The organism is Bradyrhizobium sp. CCBAU 51753, assembly GCF_015291565.1.
Classification (GTDB): domain Bacteria; phylum Pseudomonadota; class Alphaproteobacteria; order Rhizobiales; family Xanthobacteraceae; genus Bradyrhizobium; species Bradyrhizobium ivorense.
Genome location: NZ_CP030037.1, coordinates 4,891,461 through 4,908,224, shown reverse-complemented (window position 1 = coordinate 4,908,224; position 16,764 = coordinate 4,891,461). Strand labels below are relative to the sequence as shown.

General features: G+C 66.3%; 14 protein-coding genes. 7 read left to right on the top strand and 7 right to left on the bottom strand.

The window, feature by feature from the left end; all coding sequences use genetic code 11:
- Positions 1 to 101: 101 nt before the first annotated feature.
- The 3 genes from XH93_RS22150 to XH93_RS22140 all read right to left on the bottom strand — a co-directional run bounded on the left by XH93_RS22150 (position 102) and on the right by XH93_RS22140 (position 4,746).
- Positions 102 to 1,328 (bottom strand): GGDEF domain-containing protein, encoded by a 1,227-nt coding sequence (locus XH93_RS22150; protein ID WP_194469141.1) that lies wholly within the window; start codon positions 1,326 to 1,328, stop codon positions 102 to 104.
- A 107-nt stretch (positions 1,329 to 1,435) separates the two neighbouring features.
- Positions 1,436 to 2,944, bottom strand: a complete 1,509-nt coding sequence (locus XH93_RS22145) for a class I adenylate-forming enzyme family protein (RefSeq protein WP_194469140.1) — start codon at positions 2,942 to 2,944, stop codon at positions 1,436 to 1,438.
- A gap of 38 nt (positions 2,945 to 2,982) precedes the next feature.
- Entirely contained in the window at positions 2,983 to 4,746 is a 1,764-nt protein-coding gene (locus tag XH93_RS22140) for an extracellular solute-binding protein (protein WP_194475289.1), read from the bottom strand.
- A gap of 374 nt (positions 4,747 to 5,120) precedes the next feature.
- Here XH93_RS22140 and XH93_RS22135 point away from each other — a divergent pair, with 374 nt between their 5' ends.
- Together XH93_RS22135 and XH93_RS22130 are read left to right on the top strand one after the other, a co-directional pair.
- Positions 5,121 to 5,948 carry an invasion associated locus B family protein gene (locus XH93_RS22135; RefSeq protein ID WP_139483509.1) on the top strand — a complete coding sequence of 276 codons (828 nt, stop codon included), beginning with the start codon at positions 5,121 to 5,123 and terminating at the stop codon, positions 5,946 to 5,948.
- A 287-nt stretch (positions 5,949 to 6,235) separates the two neighbouring features.
- Entirely contained in the window at positions 6,236 to 7,510 is a 1,275-nt protein-coding gene (locus tag XH93_RS22130; protein ID WP_194469139.1) for an MFS transporter, read from the top strand.
- 24 nt (positions 7,511 to 7,534) lie between these two features.
- On the opposite strand, the gene hspQ is transcribed toward XH93_RS22130, so the two are convergent.
- Entirely contained in the window at positions 7,535 to 7,867 is a 333-nt protein-coding gene (gene hspQ / locus XH93_RS22125; RefSeq protein WP_139483513.1) for a heat shock protein HspQ, read from the bottom strand.
- A gap of 120 nt (positions 7,868 to 7,987) precedes the next feature.
- On the opposite strand from hspQ, the gene XH93_RS22120 reads away from it, so the two are divergent.
- Positions 7,988 to 8,941: an AEC family transporter gene (locus XH93_RS22120; protein WP_194469138.1), complete on the top strand. Its 954-nt coding sequence runs from the start codon at positions 7,988 to 7,990 to the stop codon at positions 8,939 to 8,941.
- 5 nt (positions 8,942 to 8,946) lie between these two features.
- Here the strand turns inward: XH93_RS22120 and XH93_RS22115 are convergent, their stop codons facing one another.
- Positions 8,947 to 10,131, bottom strand: coding sequence for a UbiH/UbiF family hydroxylase (locus XH93_RS22115; RefSeq protein WP_194469137.1), 1,185 nt, complete (start codon positions 10,129 to 10,131; stop codon positions 8,947 to 8,949).
- 134 nt (positions 10,132 to 10,265) lie between these two features.
- Between XH93_RS22115 and pcsA the strand changes: the two genes are divergently transcribed.
- The 3 genes from pcsA to XH93_RS22100 all read left to right on the top strand — a co-directional run bounded on the left by pcsA (position 10,266) and on the right by XH93_RS22100 (position 12,771).
- Complete coding sequence (gene pcsA / locus XH93_RS22110; protein WP_139862376.1) at positions 10,266 to 10,994, top strand: phosphatidylcholine synthase; 729 nt, start codon at positions 10,266 to 10,268, stop codon at positions 10,992 to 10,994.
- Positions 10,991 to 11,716 (top strand): TerC family protein, encoded by a 726-nt coding sequence (locus XH93_RS22105; RefSeq protein ID WP_139483520.1) that lies wholly within the window; start codon positions 10,991 to 10,993, stop codon positions 11,714 to 11,716. The genes pcsA and XH93_RS22105 overlap by 4 nt, the downstream gene beginning before the upstream one ends.
- Positions 11,717 to 11,796: 80 nt before the next feature.
- Positions 11,797 to 12,771 (top strand): quinone oxidoreductase, encoded by a 975-nt coding sequence (locus tag XH93_RS22100; protein ID WP_194469136.1) that lies wholly within the window; start codon positions 11,797 to 11,799, stop codon positions 12,769 to 12,771.
- Between the two features lie 232 nt (positions 12,772 to 13,003).
- Here the strand turns inward: XH93_RS22100 and XH93_RS22095 are convergent, their stop codons facing one another.
- Complete coding sequence (locus XH93_RS22095) at positions 13,004 to 14,200, bottom strand: acetylornithine transaminase (RefSeq protein WP_194469135.1); 1,197 nt, start codon at positions 14,198 to 14,200, stop codon at positions 13,004 to 13,006.
- 311 nt (positions 14,201 to 14,511) lie between these two features.
- Between XH93_RS22095 and XH93_RS22090 the strand changes: the two genes are divergently transcribed.
- A complete protein-coding gene (locus tag XH93_RS22090) occupies positions 14,512 to 15,462 on the top strand; it encodes a hypothetical protein (RefSeq protein ID WP_246799268.1) in 951 nt (316 codons plus the stop codon).
- A 15-nt stretch (positions 15,463 to 15,477) separates the two neighbouring features.
- Here the strand turns inward: XH93_RS22090 and XH93_RS22085 are convergent, their stop codons facing one another.
- Entirely contained in the window at positions 15,478 to 16,755 is a 1,278-nt protein-coding gene (locus XH93_RS22085) for a tetratricopeptide repeat protein (protein WP_194469134.1), read from the bottom strand.
- Positions 16,756 to 16,764 lie beyond the last annotated feature (9 nt).

Here is a 16,764-nt window from a genome sequence, read left to right as displayed (position 1 = left end):
TGGATTGCTTCGCTTCGCTCGCAATGACGGGGAGAAGTGTGTGCACGAATGGCGGGCACGTCGCTTCGCTCCGTTGCCACGCTACGCAGCTTACGCCGTCCTTACGACGCCGCGCGCTCCGGCATCTGGGTGAGACGCGCCAGCAGCGAGGTTGCGGAATCGCCCGGCTGCAGCGTGGCGACCGCGACGGCCGGCTCGGCTCTGACGTCGCGGCGGCCGTGATGGGTATGGCGCATCACGCTGGCGAGCCGCCGCGTGATCGCATGGGCGTTGCGCAAATCGGTCCCGGTGAACACGACGATGAGCGAGCGGTCGTCGTGCACGGCGCCGAAATCGGCCTGGCGCATCAGCCGGCTGATGATGCGGGCGCCGTCGAACTGGGCGCGCGGATGGGTGTCGTCGAAGGTGAAGCGCGCCACCGACAGGCTGCCGCCGCGCTCGGCGGTCTGGTAGACGGCGGTCGCGAAGTCGCGGTCGAACGCAACCTTGGTCAAGAGGCCGGTGCGGGCATCGATCAGGCCCTTGGCGTCGATCGCGCGCAGCATGCGGCCGAGCCGCGCCTCGAACGCGTGCTGGCGGATCATCGGCAGGGCGATGTCGGCGATGCGCGACGGCCCGGCCGTGATGATCTCGAGATTGGGCAGATCGTAGCGCGGCGTGAGCTCGGCCGAGGCGACCAGCACCGGCAGCGGGCGAAAGCGCACGTCCTCGGTCAGCACGGTCAGGAACGCATCCATCACCCGCGGCGTAAAGCCTTCGGCGAGCACGATGCCGTCGATGTCACGGCTGGAGAGATGTTTTGCCGCCGCCTCGATGCTGAGCGCGCCGACCACGCCGGCGCGTTCGCCGAGCGCCACCGACAGCGTCGGGTAGGCGCCGCCGCGGCCGATCAGGAGCGTAGTCGCTTCGCCGACCGGATCGATATCCGACAACGCAATCGGCGCCGGCGGCACCAGGCGCCGCATCACCGTCGCATGCAGCGCGCGAACGCGCAGCGACGCGTTGAGCCGCGCGATCAGGCGATCGGGCAGGCCCTTGCGCTGGAAGAATGCGATTGCGGTATCGGGCAGCGTGGTCGCGGGATCGACTGCGATCAGCGGCAGATAGGGCGCCCGGGCGGCAGCGCGTTTGGCCAGCGCCGCGAGCGCTGTGAAATCGGTGCCCTCGGCCGCCGCGATGATGGCGGCCGGCTTCACCTGCTCGATCGCCCGCCCGGCCTCGCTCCAGTCGGTGACCACCACCGGGAACAGCTTCGTCTCATCGAGGACAGCGGCGAACGGCGGTTTGGCCGCCGCCGATACGATGAGGACCGGACCTTGTTGCGACATACGAAAAGCTCGGAACCAATGCGCGAGATCAGCAAATTGGGGCGATGCTAGTTCGCTTCGCTTAATGCAGTGTCAACGCAATGCTAAGGCTAACGCATCGATAAGATTCAGCCCGTCGCGGCGTTGGCGCGGTCACGAAAAGCTTCCACCATCAATGGGTTAAGCCCGAGTTCCGTTAGCGCGTCGCGCGCCCTTGCATTGTCCTGTGCCCGTCCGGCCAGCCGATGGCCGCTGAGTCGGTCCGGCAGCGCGGTCAAAAGCGCGCCCTGGCCGAGGCGACGTGACCACTCCTGCAGGTCCTGCGCAAGGAAGCGGTACCCGCCAACCGTCATGACCCCGGCCGGCGGCGCGGTGATGTTGAGGCCGCCGGTCGCGCGATCGATTCGGGCGGCGTATTCGGTGTCGACGTAATCACGCGGCGGCGGTGCGATCATGCCGTCGCCCGCCGGGTGCGGCGGCGCATAGGCGGCGACCGGCACCATCGGGCCGCGCAGGCCGAGCGTACCCTTCGGCGTCAGCAGGATCTCGCCGGCGATCGCCGCACCCGGCGCTTCGCGCGGCGCGCTGTGCGGGCCGGCCTTGATCCGGGCGGGCGATCCGTCCTCGGCGTTGCGGCGGGCGCCGAACAGCCCGGCTTCGCCGAACAGGTAGACATCGGTCAGGGTCGCGCGCTTCGCGGTCCAGGCCGCGCTGGAGCCGACCTGTTCCGGCGTGCGCCAGAGCCCGACGACGTTGCGCAGGCCCGGCAGGCGCTCCAGGCCGCGTTCGTCGAGCCGCAGCGCGAGCTGTGCCGGCGCGATCAGCGTGTCGCAGCCGTAGTCGGTGAGCTGGGCTTCGAGCACCTCTTCGTCGAAGGGGTGATGCAGCACCAGCGTTCCGCCCGACAGCAGCCAGGTCACCAGCGAGGCGCAGATGCCGGCAAACGACATCGGCGCGAACGCCGCCATGATGGTCGAGCCCTGCGCGAGGTCGCTCTCCAGCGACATCGCGAGTCCGCCGGCGATCAGGCTGAAATGCGCGCGCGGCACCGGGCGAAAACCGTCACTGGTGACGTCGAAGGAGATCAGCGCCGGCTTGCGGCCGTCCTGGATCACCGAGCGCGAGGTCCGGGAATCCTGCAGGATCGCCTGATCGAGCGAGGCCATGCCCTCGGGCAGATCGCTGCCGAAGCCGCAGACATGGCGGATCGAGAAGGCTTCGGCGGCGGCGTTCATCGCGATGTCGGCGTAGGACACGCCGTCGATCCGGCCGCAGGTGACGATCGCCCGCGCCGCGGTGCGGTTGAGCACCGATGTCAGCTCGGACTGCCGCCACAGCAGCGGCAGCGGCACGACCACCAGCCCGGCGCGATGCGCCGCGAGCACCGTCAGCGCGAACTCGACGGTGGTGGGCAGCTGGACGGCGATCACCGTGTTGGTCGGCAGTCCGCTCTCGATGAAATGGGCCGCGATCGCCGAGATCGCACGGTCGGCCTGGGCGTAACTCAGTCGCTTGCGGTTCTGCCCGGTGATGCGCTGCTTGTTGATGGGATCGACCAGTGCCAGCGCGTCCGGCTGCCGCGCCAAAGTCCGCTTGAACAGGGTATCGAGCGTCGGCGAGGTGATCTGCTGGTTCACGGGGGCAAATTCGGTTGCATCGCTTGATTCGGATCAGGTCACTTCGGCTTCGCGACTTCGGGCTTTGTGACTTGCGGCTTCGCGCCGGCCCTCTGCCACCAAGTCTCCGGCAAATAGCCCGCCAAGGCCGTTGTCGATGGCCGTTGTACCCGATTCCAGCGCGCGATCCATTGCTCTCCCGCGTTAAACAGGGGGATAGCGTAGAAGCCCGACATCAGCGCCCGGTCCAGCGCCCGCACCGCCGAGACGAAGGCCGGCCGCTCCCGCGCCGCCAACAGCGCCGCGATCATGGCGTCGATCGCCGGGTCCCTGGCGCCCATGTAATTCCGTGTACCGGTGACGTCGGCGGCCTGGCTGCCCCAGTAGAACGCCTGCTCATTGCCTGGGGACAGCGACTGGTCCCAGCGGTTTGGAATCATGTCGAAGTCGAAGGCGAGCCGGCGCTGCTCGAACTGCACGGCGTCGACCACCCGCACGGTGGCCTCGATGCCGGCGCGCTTGAGGTCGCGCTGATAGGCGAGTGCGATGCGTTCATGCTCGCGCGTCGTCACCAGGATTTCGACGGTGAGCGGCATTCCGGTCGCGCGCTGCTTCAACACCGTGCCGTCGATGCCGTAGCCGGCCTGCTCCAGCAGATCGAGCGCCCTGCGCAGGGTGGTGCGGTCGCGCCCGGAGCCGTCGGTGACCGGGAGGCGGTAACGGCCGTCGAGGATGTCGGGCGCGATGTGCGACAAATAGGGTTGGAGCAGATCGCGCTCGCGCTCGTCGGCGGGGCGGCCATAGGCGGACAGTTCGGATCCGGCAAAATAGCCGCCGGCGCGCGAATACAGCCCGAAATAGTAGTTGCGGTTGATCCATTCGAAGTCGAACAGCATCGCCAGCGCCTGGCGCACCCGGACGTCGGCAAATTTCGGCCGCCGGCTGTTGAACACCAGGAATTCGGACGGGTAGGGCGTGCCGAGCTTGTTGGTGTCGCGAACCACCTCGCCGCTGCGCGCCGCCGGGAAATCATAACCCTCGTGCCAGCGCAACGGCTCGTTCTCGGTGCGGAAATCGTACAGGCCGCGCTTGAACGCCTCGAACAGGCCGTTGGCCTCGCGGTAATAATCGATCCTGATCTCGTCGAAGTTCCAGAAGCCGCGATTCACCGGCAAATCGCGGCCCCAGTAATCGGGATTGCGGGTAAAGGTGACGCTGGCGCCCGGCTTGACCGTGGTGACGCGGTAGGGCCCGGAGCCAACAGGTGCGGCCAACGTGGTTTCCTCGAACCTGGCGGCGTCGACGGCGTGCCGCGGCAGGATCGGCATCAGGCCGAGGATCAGCGGCAGCTCGCGATCGGCGACGCCGCCGAAGTCGAACCGCACCGTGAGCGGGTCGGGTGCCTCGACCTTTGCGACCTTCGAATAATACTGGTGATGCAGCGGGCGGCCGTGGTCGCGCAGCAGCGCCAGCGAGAACAGCACGTCGTCGGCGGTGACCGGCTGGCCGTCGGAGAAGCGCGCGCGCGGATCGAGGTGGAAGGTGACGTAGCTCCGCGCATCGTCGGTCTCGACGCTGCGCGCCAGCAGGCCGTAGAGGGTGAACGGCTCGTCATTGCCCCGCACCATCAGGCTTTCATAGACATAGCCGCGCTCATAGGCGTAGCCGCGGACCTGCTGGACGGCGACGCCGCGGACGATCAGGGGATTGAGGCTGTCGAAGGTGCCGATCAGGCCCTGCACCAGCCGGCCGCCCTTAGGCGCGTCGGGATTGGCGTAGGGCAAATGGGTGAAACCGGGGGGCAGCGCCGGCGCGCCGTACATCGCGATCGCATAGCTTTCGGCGGCGGCCGCGGCAGCCGGTCCCGCCGTCAGAAGGGCCAGGGCGATGGACAGACCGGCCAGCAAATGGCGCCCGACGCGCTCGGGAACACGCGCGTGAGGCGCCGGATTTGATTCGCGAGACGTCACGCCGGGAGCTTTATCACAGGCGGCCTCAACTCGCCGTAAGATGCGCGCAAATATGCTTGCCGCCATTGATCTTTCCGTCCGCCGCTGTATTGAAGGCGTGCAATTGACCGGGCGGCAACGCCTGTCACGTATCCGCCTCAATTGACGAGGAGACAGCCGCCCAAACGGCTATGTGTCGGCGCCCGCGGCGGTTTCGGGCGCTGCCCGTTCAGAAAGGGTTTTCCGCAATGAATTTCCGTATCTTGGCCGCTCCGGTCTTGCCGCGGGGGCGAGTTGTCGCCCTGATGGCGGCGACGGCATTGTCTGCAGCGTTCCTGGTTCCTGCCGCTCAGGCCCAGCAGCCCGCAGCGCCGGCGCCCGCGGCACCGAAGGCTGCGCCCAAGGCGGCACCCAAGGCAGCTCCGAAAGCGCCGGCCCCGGCGGCCCAGCAGGCCCCGCCGGCCGCTCAGCCGCCCGCCGCTGCCGCCCAGCAGCCGCCGCAGGACCAGCAGATCCAGCTGATCTACGCGCCCTGGACCAAGTTCTGCCTCAAGGGCCAGGAAGCCGGCGCCAAGCAGGTCTGCTTCACCGGCAAGGACGGCCGCATCGAGTCAGGTCAGCCGGTGATCGCCGCCGTGATCATCGAGCCGGAAGGCGAGCCGAAGAAGATCCTGCGCGTGACGCTGCCGCTCGGCATGCAGCTCGTGCACGGCACCCGCATCATCGTCGACAGCAACCCGCCGCAGCAGTCGCCTTACGTGATCTGCTTCCAGAACGGCTGCATGTCGGACTATGAAGCCACTCCCGAGCTGATCGCCAACATGAAGAAGGGCCAGAACCTCGTCGTTCAGGCGATCAACTCCAACGGCGCGCCGCTGACGCTGCCGCTGCCGCTCAACACCGAGTTCGCCAAGGCCTATGACGGCCCGCCGACCGATCCGAAGGTGTTCGAGGAGAACTCGAAGAAGTTGCAGGAAGAGTTGCAGAAGCGCGCCGAAGAGCAGCGCAAGAAGCTCGAAAGCGCCGGCCAGGGTCAAGGCGGCGCGGCGCCGGCCCCCAACGCGGCCGCAAAGTAAGCCCAGCACAAGTTGCAAGCAAAAGGCGCCCGAAAGGGCGCCTTTTTTGTCATGCGATCACGTCTGGCTGATGGCGACTTACTGCGCTGGTGGTCCTGCGCGTCGTGTGCGATGTGTCAAAGCACAATCACAGAATCGATACGGGAGGCCAGACGAACGCGCGCAAGCGCCTTCGATGCGCAAACGCGTGTGTTCCGCGCACCTGGCCGCTTGTTGCGGAACCGTGATGACGCGATGCGTCCATCTGGATTGCATCGGTTGCAATTCGTAGTCCCGGAATTTGCCTGATGTCCCGACGTTTGAATCAACAACGGCAGGAACCGCGATCCCGGCCGCTGGAGCCGCAGCTGCGCACGGCGTCCGTCGCGGCCGCGCCGCGCGTCACGCAGGACAATTCCGCGCGGACATTCCATCCCGGGATTGTTCATCTGGCGCTGGCGATGGGCGGTTTTGCGATCGGCATCGCCGAATTCGCCACCATGAGCCTGCTGCCGTTCTTTGCCCATGACCTCGGCGTCAGCGAGCCCGCGGCCGGCCACGCAATCAGCGCCTACGCGCTCGGCGTCGTGGTCGGCGCGCCCGTGATCGCGGTGCTGTCGGCGCGGCTGACGCGGCGGACGCTGTTGATCGCGCTGATGGGGTTCTTCGCGCTGATGAACGGGCTCTCGGGCCTCGCGCCGGATTACCACACCCTGCTGGCGCTGCGCTTCCTCGCCGGATTGCCGCACGGCGCCTATTTCGGGATCGCGATGCTGGTTGCGGCCGCGCTGGTGCCGACCGACAAGCGCACCGCGGCGGTCGGCCGCGTGCTGCTCGGCCTGACAATTGCGACCACGATCGGCGTGCCGCTCGCCAACGGGGTGGGGCAGGCGATCGGCTGGCGCTGGGCATTCGCGATCGTCGCCGGCCTCGCGCTGCTGACCGCGACGCTGGTTGCGATCTTCGCGCCGCGCGACGTTGTCAACAGCAAGGCGAGCCCGCTGCGCGAGCTCTCCGCGCTCGGACGCAAGCATGTCTGGCTGACGCTGGCGATCGGTGCCGTCGGTTTCGGCGGGCTGTTCTCGGTCTACACCTATCTCGCCTCGACCATGCTGGCGGTGACGCACACCTCGCCGGCGATGGTGCCGGTCGCGCTCTGCGTATTCGGCATCGGCCTCACCGCCGGCAACATCATCGTGCCGCGCTTTGCCGACCGCGCGCTGATGGCGACCGCCGGCGGCCTGCTGCTGTGGTCGGCGGCGACGCTGGCGCTGTATCCGTTGGCCGCGGCGAATATCTGGACGCTGTGCGCCGACGTGTTCCTGATCGGGCTCGGCGGTGCGCTCGCGACCGTCTTGCAGACCCGCCTGATGGACGTCGCCGGCGAGGCGCAGAGCCTCGCCGCATCGCTCAACCATTCCGCCTTCAACACCGCCAACGCGCTGGGGCCGTGGCTCGGCGGCATGGCGGTGGCGGCAGGCTATGGCTGGACGTCGACCGGCCTGGTCGGCGCGGGACTGGCGCTATCGGGGTTCGTGGTTTGGGCGATCGCGGCGGCGCTGGCCGCGCGCGAGGGCGTGTGAGCGATGCGCGAGACGCGCGGCGCGTCAGTTCAGCGAAGGATTGCGCGGACGGTAGCCGCCGGACTTGTCCTTTACGAAGATCTCGGCGACCTGCGAATGGCGGATCGGTTCGCCGGAATCATCAGGCAGCAGATTCTGCTCCGAAACATAGGCGACGTATTCGGTCTCGGAGTTCTCCGCGAGCAGATGGTAGAACGGCTGGTCCTTGTGCGGCCGGACGTCCTCGGGGATCGACAGCCACCATTCCTCGGTGTTGTTGAACTCCGGATCGATGTCAAAGATCACGCCCCGGAACGAGAACACCCGGTGACGGACGATCTGACCGATCTGAAACTTGGCGGTGCGCGCTTTGATCATGTCTCGTCGATAGACCAACATCGTGGCCGATGCTAGGGGCATGGACGCGATTTAACCCTCCGTTTACCTATTCCAGGCGGCCCAACCGCGCCGAAATCCGGCCGAGAAATCACTTTCAGAATGCTCGATATCCTCAATCTGGCGCTGCCGTATTTCGGCCTGATCTTCATCGGTTACATCTGCGGCAAGGCCAAGGGATTGCCCGAGGCCGGGCTGTCCTGGATGAACTTCTTTCTGCTTTACGTCTCGTTACCGGCGCTGCTGTTCGGGATCATGTCCAAGACGCCGTTTGCCGAGCTGAACAACCCGCCATTCCTGATCGCGACCACGCTCGGAACCGTGATCGCGTTCTTCCTGGCGATGGTCGCAGGAAAGCTGATCGGCGGCCTGTCGCTGCGCGAGGCGACGCTCGCCGGGCTCTCCGGCGCCTACGGCAATATCGGCTACATGGGACCGGGGCTGGCGCTCGCCGTGCTCGGCAGCAAGGCGGCGGCGCCGACCGCGCTGATCTTCTGCTGCGACAGCATCTTCCTGTTCTCGATCGTGCCGCTCTTGATCGAGCTCACCGACCGCGACCATCCCTCGCTGCTGCACGCATTCGGCGTGGTCGCGCGGCAGATCGTGCAGAACCCGCTGATCATGTCGGCGGTGTTCGGCGCGATCGTCGCCGCACTGCATATTCCGCTGCCGGTCGCGCTCGACCGCACGGTGCAGTTCCTGGAGAACGCGGCGGCGCCGATGGCGCTGTTCGTGCTCGGCGTCACTGTGGCGCTGCGGCCGTTCGAGCGGGTGCCGTGGGAGGTGCCCGGCGTGATCGCGATCAAGCTCCTGATCCATCCGCTCGTGGCGTTCGGCCTGATGCTGCTGTTCGGCCCGTTCGCGCAGCCCTGGGCGGCGACCGCGGTGCTGATGGCCTCGCTGCCGCCGGCGCTCAACGTGTTCGTGATCGCGCGGCAGAACGACACCTGGATCGAGCCGGCGTCGGTCGCGGTGCTGATCGGAACGTTCGCCTCGGTGGTCACGCTGACCAGCGTGATGTGGCTGCTGCAGACCGGGCGGCTGGTATTCCCTTAGAAGGGTTAGCGCCGCCACGACGGCGCGAGGCCCTCGCGCATCGCGAGCCGCCTGAGCGGGCCGATCGACCCGATCATGTGCAGGCCGGCGGCGCGCATGGTCTGCATGCCGACGAAGTCGCTGAGCAGCGAGCGGTTGGCGATGTCGATCGCCCAGGTCCGGCTGCTGACGTCGGGGCGCCGCGCCGCCTGGTAGCGCGACAGCACCAGCGGCGAGCCCGGATCCTCGCCGCGCCCGATCGCCTCGCCGGCGATCGCGGCGATGTCGGCCGCATCGCGCAGGCCCATGTTGAGGCCCTGGGCGCCGATCGGCGGCAGCACATGCGCGGACTCGCCGACCAGCGCGATGCGGTTTTTCGCAAACTGCCGGGGACGCTCGATCGCGAGCGGAAACACGTGCCGGCCAGGCTCGACCTCGACGCGGCCGAGGATCGAGTGCGATTGCCGCTCCGCCGCCACGGACATTTCGTCGTCGCCGAGCACCATCAGCCGCTCGGCCTCCTTCGGCGTGGAGACCCAGACCACGCTGCTGCGGTTGCCGGCCAGCGGCACGAACACGCAGGGCCCATGCTCGGTGTGAAACTCGGTCGAGACGTTCTTGTGCGGCCGCGTGTGCGTGATGTTGAAGGTGAGGGCGGACTGCCCGAGGGCGCGGCTGACCATCTCGATGCCGGCGGCCTCGCGCGACAGCGAGTTGCGGCCGTCGGCGCCGACCACCAGCCGCGCTGCCAGCGACTGGCCCTGCCGCGTCGTCACGCTGACCGCAGCGTCATCCGGGAGAATGGTGGCGGCCTCGTCGTCGAACCTCGCCAGCGCGGAGAGTTCACCGGCGCGGTCCTCGAGCGCGGCCACCAGCGAGCGGTTATCGATGTTGAAACCGAACTGCGCGCGCCCGATTTCCTCGGACGAGAATCGCACCTCGGGCGCGCGGATCAGCCGCCCGGTGTCGTCGACGAGGCGCATGGTCTTGAGCTGAGCCGCCTTGTCGGCACAGCGCCGCCAGACGTCCAGCCGTTCCAGCAGATCGGTGGAGGCGCCGAGCAGCGCGGTGGTGCGGTTGTCGGCATAGGGCGCGCGGCGCGCCACCAGCGCGGTCCGCGCGCCGGCGTCGGCCACCGCAATCGCGGCCGTCAGCCCGGCCGGGCCGCCCCCGATAATGATAACGTCATAAACCTGCAGGTCGTCGCTCATCCCAGGACAATTGACATTGTTCGCCGCATTTTCAAGCCACCGCTAACCTTCAAAAGTTTCCCGCGGATTTGCGCGGCGGAACGCCGCAAGACTGCATATGCAAATCGGGGCGATTCCTGATAGCACTGCTGGCAATGGATCATACCAGCCAGCCGGATGCGTTGCCTGCACGGATGCGGACCGCCGCATTCTCCGTTCATATTTTCACGGCGCTCGGGGCGGGGGTCGCATTGCTGGCGATGCTGGAGGCTGTGCGCGAGCACTGGGCCAACATGTTCGGCTGGCTCGGCGTCGCGCTCGTGATCGACGGGATCGACGGACCGCTGGCGCGCCGGCTCGACGTGGTGCGGCGGGCGCCGAACTGGTCGGGCGAAGTGCTCGATTTGGTGGTTGATTTCGTCACCTATGTGTTCGTGCCGGCCTATGCCATCACCGCCAGCGGCCTGCTGCTGCCGCTGGCCGCGCCGATTCTCGGCATCGGCATCGTGGTCTCCAGCGCGCTGTATTTCGCCGACCGCAGGATGAAGTCCGACGACAACCATTTTCGCGGCTTCCCGGCGCTATGGAATGCGGCGGCGTTCTATTTGTTCCTGCTGCACTTGCCGCCGGTGATCTCGACGATCGCGGTCGCGCTCCTGATCGCGCTGACATTTGCGCCGTTCCACGTGCTGCACCCGCTCCGCGTGGTGCGGCTGCGCTGGCTGACGCTGTGGCTGCTCGCCGCCTGGGCGCTGCTCGGCATGTACACGCTCGCCAACGATTTCGTGGTCGGGCCGTCGGTCACGTTCGGGCTGTGCGCCATCGCCGCCTACATCGTCGGCAGCGACACCCTGATCCGCCGCATGAAAGCATTTCGCGCATGATGCAATTGATCGTTAGCCCGGAAGCCTGGGCGGCACTGCTGACCTTGACCGCGCTGGAGATTGTGCTCGGCATCGACAATGTGATCTTCCTGTCGGTCCTGGTGTCGCGGATTCCGCCCGCGCAAGCCAAGCGCGCCCGCCAGATTGGCCTGGCGCTGGCGCTGGTGTTCCGCATCCTGCTGCTCTCGGTCCTGGTCTGGCTGATCGGGCTGACGCAGCCGGTCATCACCATCAAGGGCATGGAGCTGTCCTGGCGCGACATCATCCTGATCGGCGGCGGCCTGTTCCTGATCGCCAAGGCCACCCACGAGATCCACGGCGAGGTCGAGGCGCGCGAGGGCGAGACCGGCGAGCAGCCGAGCTCCAGCGCGTTCTTCTGGGTGATCGTGCAGATCATCATCATCGACCTCGTGTTCTCGCTGGACTCGATCATCACCGCGATCGGCATGGCCCAGGATATCGAGATCATGATCGCGGCGGTCGTGATCGCCTGCATCATCATGTACGTCTCGTCGGGGCCGGTGGCGCGGTTCGTCGCTGAGCATCCGACCACAAAAATGCTGGCGCTGGCGTTCCTGGTCCTGATCGGCGTGGCGCTGGTGGCCGACGGCTTCGGCGTTCATATCCCGCGCGGCTACATCTATTTCGCAATCGCGTTCTCGGCCGCGGTCGAGATGTTCAACGTGATGGCCCGCCGCAACCGCAGGAAAGCCGTGAGATAAGGCCGGTTCCGGCGCCTCGGTTGACAAGGCGGCGCCGATGGCATTCGCTCGCCTGACGCGAGACCGAAGGGGAGCACGACATGACCAAGGCTGTGCGGGTGCACAAGGTAGGCGGACCGGAAGTCCTGACCTATGAGGATGTCGAGGTGGGCCCGCCCGGCGCCGGCGAGGTCCGGATCCGCCAGCACGCGGTCGGCTTGAACTTCATCGACGTCTATTTCCGCACCGGCCTCTACAAGGCGCCCGGCCTGCCGTTCGTCGCCGGCAACGAGGCCGCGGGCGAGGTGCTGGCCGTCGGCCCGGGCGTGACCAACTTCCATCCGGGCGATCGCGTCGCCTATTACTACAACCTCGGCGGCTACGCCTCCGAGCGCGTCATCCCGGCCGACAAACTCGTAAAACTGCCCGACCACATCACCTATGAGCAGGGCGCCGTGCTGATGCTCAAGGGGCTGACGGTCTGGTACCTCTTGCACAAGACCTTCAAGGTCGAGCAGGGGCATCGGGTGCTGATCCACGCCGCCGCGGGCGGCATCGGGCTGTTGGCCTGCCAATGGGCGCGGGCGCTCGGCGCGCATGTCATCGGCACCGTCGGCTCGAAGGCCAAGGCCGACCTCGCGCTCGCCAACGGCTGCGACCACGTCATCCTCTACAATGAGGAAAATTTCGTCGAGCGCGTCAAGCAGATCAGCCGGGGCGAGCTCTGCGACGTCGTCTATGACGGCGTCGGCAAGACCACCTTCCCAGGCTCGCTGTCCTGCCTCAGGCCGCGCGGCCTGTTCGTCTCGTTCGGCAACGCCTCCGGCCCGGTGCCGCCGTTCCCGCTCGCCGAGCTCAACAACCACGGCTCGCTGTTCGCGACCCGGCCCAAGCTCAACGACTATGTCGGCACCCGCAAGGAGCTGCTCGAAGGCGCCGACACGCTGTTCGCCGCCGTGATCAACGGCAAGCTGCACGTGCCGATCAATCACGCCTATGCGCTGAAGGATGCGGCAAAGGCGCATATCGATCTGGAGAGCCGGGCGACCACCGGCGCGGCGATTCTGCGGCCGTAGTGTAGCCCGTCATTCCGGGGCATCGCGTCAGCGATGAACCCGGAATCTCGAGATTCCGGGTTCGATGCTGCGCATCGCCCCGGAATGACGGAAGATGTCACACCACCTGACGTCATTGCGAGGAGCGCAGCGCGAAATTGCAACGCAATTTTGCCCTGAAGCGACGAAGCAATCCATTGATCCCCGAATGGAGAAGTAGATTGCTTCGCTCGCAATGACGAGGTGGTGACAGCTATGCCACCCGCCTTGCCGCGCCAACCTTCGTCAGCACCGTATCCAGGCAATCGATCACCGCCAAAATCTCCTCACGCGCGACGTTGAGCGCCGGCATGAAGCGCAGCGTGTCCGGCTGCGGCGAGTTGATCAGCACGCCGGCGGCGAACGCCTCCGCCACCACGGCAGCACCGATCGGCATCTTGAGATCGAGCGCCAGCAAGAGGCCGCGGCCCCTGATCTCACCAAGCCCGTGCCGCGCCGACAGTCGTTGCAGCTCGCGCTCAAGCAAGAGGCCCGCATCGGTCGCCGCTTTCAGGAAATTGGGCTGGGCGACCTGCTCGAGCACGGCAAGGCCGGCGGCGCACATCAACGGGTTGCCGTTGAAGGTGCCGCCCTGGTCGCCGTGGTCGAAGCACGCGGCATGTTCGGTCGCGAGCAGCGCTGCGAGCGGCACGCCGCCGCCGATGCCCTTGCCGAGCGTCATGATGTCGGGCTCGATCCCGGCATGCTCGTAGCCGAACAACTTTCCGGTCCGGCCGATGCCGGTCTGGATCTCGTCGACGATCAGGAGCAGGCCGCGCTGCTGGGTCAGCGCGCGCAACTCGTTCAGGAAGGCATCGGTTGCCGGCCACACGCCGGCCTCGCCCTGGATCGGCTCCAGCATGACGGCAACCGTCGACGCGGTGATCAACTGCCGCACCGACTCGATGTCGTTCAGCTTGGCCTTCCGGAAGCCCGAGACCTTCGGCTCGAACAGAGGCTCGAACGCCTTCTTGCCCGAGGCCGACATGGTCGCGAGCGTCCGGCCGTGGAAGCCGCCTTCGAAGGTGATGATCTCGTGCGCGCCGTTCTTGTACTTTGCGCCGAACTTGCGCGCGAGCTTGATCGCGCCCTCGTTGGCCTCCGCGCCTGAATTGGCGAAGAATACCTGGTCGAAGCAGCTGTTGTCGACCAGCAGTTTTGCCAGCTTCAGGCTCGGCTCGTTGTAGAACGCCGGGCTTGGCGTGAGCAGCCGCCTAGCCTGCGCGGCCAGCGCGTCGGCGACCGTGACCGGCGAGTGGCCGAGCGCGTTCACGGCCCAGCCCTGCACGAAATCGAGATAGCGGTTGCGGTTGGCGTCCCACAGATACGACCCGGCGCCGCGCACGAACACGACCTCGGGGCGGGCCGTGATGTCCATCAGCGCGTCGAACGGATGAGTGGCGTTGGTCATGTCGATCTCCTCTAGGGTCGGTGTGGGGAAAGGGCGGGCCAAAAAGCGAGAAGGCCGCGCTTGGGGCGCGGCCTTCTCGAAAACCTAGGCTGATTGAGCTAATCAGCGCTGGCGTCGGACACGGCGCGACCCATCATCGTCGTTGGTACGACGACGGCAGATGGCGCGGCGGTTGGTCCGGTTCAGCTTCATGGGGCAGGCCCATACAAGGGAATGGGCGCCGGTGTCAAGCGCGCATGCACCGGATGGTTGCAATTTCCCCGTGCCCCCCAATCCGCTATTTCTGATGAACCAGCATGGGGAGCAAGGGTTTGGCTGCATCGATCCAATTTCAGGAGCTCTGTGCGATCCCGGCGCTTCCGGGCTTTTCACTTATCAAGAACGCGATCGCGAATGACGGCTCGCTGCTGTTCCTCTTCGCCGAGAAATCCGCGACTGGGGCCCTGTTTGAGACTGTCCAGCAGGGCATCGGCGAGTTTGCGCGAACTCGAACACAGATACCGGTGCGGCTTCATCTCGTAAGAGCGACGCCAGAGAAATCGTACCTGATCGAGCTTCCCGAGCTAGATCGGACCTTTCCACTTGTCGACGTCTTTCCCGACGGGCGAATTCTGATCGCGGGGCCGAGATGCGAATGGCGAGGCGAGGGTGATTTCGATCTAAATGGCGCCATTGTTCACCCAACGACGGGAGAGGTAAGGCGTATACTGCTGGGGGACGGTATCAGCACCATGCAGGTCGACGACCTCCGCCGCATCTGGATCGGTTATCTCGACGAAGGCGTGTTCGGCAATTTTGGCTGGGGGTTTCGAGATGGGCCGACGCCAATCGGCGCAGCCGGACTTGTTTGCTTCTCCGATGCTGGCGAGAAAGTCTGGGAGTTTCCGGAAAATAGCTCCTACTCGATTTCGGATTGTTACGCGCTGAACGTGTCTGGGGTCGACGCGACAGCCTTGTTCTATACCGAGTTTCCGATCTGTCGGATCAGCAGCAGCTTTGAGCTTACTTTCCGCACGACAAATCTAGCCGGATGCCACGCGCTTGCCGTGTCTGAGGCGGAGGTTCTTTTCTCTGGTCAATACCGCGATCCGCCAGATGTCGCCTATCTTGGCAATCTGTCTCCAGGGCGGCTGTCAAAAATCAGGCGGCTGCGCATGTTGATGCCGGACGGATCAGCCCGAGCCGGAGGCCAGTTATTGGCCCGCGGGAAATCGCTCTATCATTTTGACGGCGAGAAAGTCTGTCGCCTTAGTCTGGACTAGGGCGCCGACCGTGCGTCATTCGACGCCGTAAGGCGCGAATTCCTTGGCGATATCAGGCTGAATCTCCCGAGCGGCCGCGCTGTCGGCCTGCGCCGCATCGGCCTCGCCCTGCTTTCGCCGGGCGATGCCGCGTCCATAGAGCGAGCTCGCGAGTTTCGGATTGATGCTCAGCGCGGCGTCGAAATCCGCGATCGCGGCATCAAGCTCGCCGAGCTTCAGGCGGCAGATGCCGCGGCTGTCGAGCGTGTAGGGATCGTTCGGCTTCCATTGCAGCGACTGCTGGCAATCGGCGAGCGCGTCCTGTGCTCGTCCCAGGATCACGAGCGTCAGGCAACGCGCATTGAGCGCCGCCGCGTATTTCGGATTGAACTTGATCGCGCTGCTGAAATCGTCGAACGCGCGCGCGTAGTTCTGCCGTCCGAGATGCAGATTGCCCCGGGCATAGTAGTCGCGGTAGCCGGATGGATCGAGCCGCAGCGATTGATCGAAATCGGCAAAGGCCCGATCGAGGTCGCCACGATCGCGAAACAGCCGGGCGCGGTTGCCGTAGGCGGCCGCATAGCGCGGGTCGAGCCGCAGCGACGTGTTGTAGTCGGAGAGTGCGTGATCGAAATCGTTGCGGCCACGATACGCGTTGCCGCGGTTGTAATACGCGAGCGCGAATTTCGGATCGAGGCTGATGGCGCGGTCATAGTCGGCCATCGCACGATCCGGCTCCCTGGCATCGGCGTAGGAATTGCCGCGGTTGTTGTAGTACCAGGCATCCTTCGGGTTGAGCCGAATCGCTTCGGTGTAATCGGCGATGGCGCGCTCCGGCTCGCCGCGGTCGCTGTAGGCGATACCGCGATTGTAGCGCGCGAAGACATCCTTCGGATTGAGCGCGATGGCCTGGTCGAAATCGGCGATGGCTGCGTCCGCGTTGCCCTTGCGGCGGTAGGCCTCGCCGCGGTTGGTCAGCGCCTTCGCCCGCAACGGCTCGTAGGTGATCACTTCGGTGAAGTCGGCGATGGCGGGATCGAGATCGTTGCTTTCGAGATAGCCGGCGCCGCGGTTGAGGAGGAGGCCGGCGCGCTGCTTCTCCTTCCATTTCTTCCGCAAGGCCAGCAGAAAGCTGCAGCCGCCGATGCGCTGCGCGGCGTCCTTCTTGCTGAAGCACCAGGCCTGCGCGGCGGATTCGGAGGACGGCCGCGGCTCGGCGCGCGCGGCAGTGCCGGCGAGCGCCGGCGCCAGCGAGACGAGGATGGCCGCGGCCAGCCGGCCGCGCGCGAACAGTCGTTTCCAGGATTGCCGCAAGGCCAGGCT

What these genes read in the sequence shown, in the direction of transcription:
- XH93_RS22150 (WP_194469141.1), bottom strand. Translation starts at nt 1,328, where the DNA reads ATGTCGCAACAAGGTCCGGTCCTCATCGTATCGGCGGCGGCCAAACCG.
- XH93_RS22140 (WP_194475289.1), bottom strand. Translation starts at nt 4,746, where the DNA reads ATGTACGGCGCGCCGGCGCTGCCCCCCGGTTTCACCCATTTGCCCTAC.
- XH93_RS22135 (WP_139483509.1), top strand. Translation starts at nt 5,121, where the DNA reads ATGAATTTCCGTATCTTGGCCGCTCCGGTCTTGCCGCGGGGGCGAGTT.
- XH93_RS22130 (WP_194469139.1), top strand. Translation starts at nt 6,236, where the DNA reads ATGTCCCGACGTTTGAATCAACAACGGCAGGAACCGCGATCCCGGCCG.
- hspQ (WP_139483513.1), bottom strand. Translation starts at nt 7,867, where the DNA reads ATGATCAAAGCGCGCACCGCCAAGTTTCAGATCGGTCAGATCGTCCGT.
- XH93_RS22120 (WP_194469138.1), top strand. Translation starts at nt 7,988, where the DNA reads ATGCTCGATATCCTCAATCTGGCGCTGCCGTATTTCGGCCTGATCTTC.
- XH93_RS22115 (WP_194469137.1), bottom strand. Translation starts at nt 10,131, where the DNA reads ATGAGCGACGACCTGCAGGTTTATGACGTTATCATTATCGGGGGCGGC.
- pcsA (WP_139862376.1), top strand. Translation starts at nt 10,266, where the DNA reads ATGGATCATACCAGCCAGCCGGATGCGTTGCCTGCACGGATGCGGACC.
- XH93_RS22105 (WP_139483520.1), top strand. Translation starts at nt 10,991, where the DNA reads ATGATGCAATTGATCGTTAGCCCGGAAGCCTGGGCGGCACTGCTGACC.
- XH93_RS22100 (WP_194469136.1), top strand. Translation starts at nt 11,797, where the DNA reads ATGACCAAGGCTGTGCGGGTGCACAAGGTAGGCGGACCGGAAGTCCTG.
- XH93_RS22095 (WP_194469135.1), bottom strand. Translation starts at nt 14,200, where the DNA reads ATGACCAACGCCACTCATCCGTTCGACGCGCTGATGGACATCACGGCC.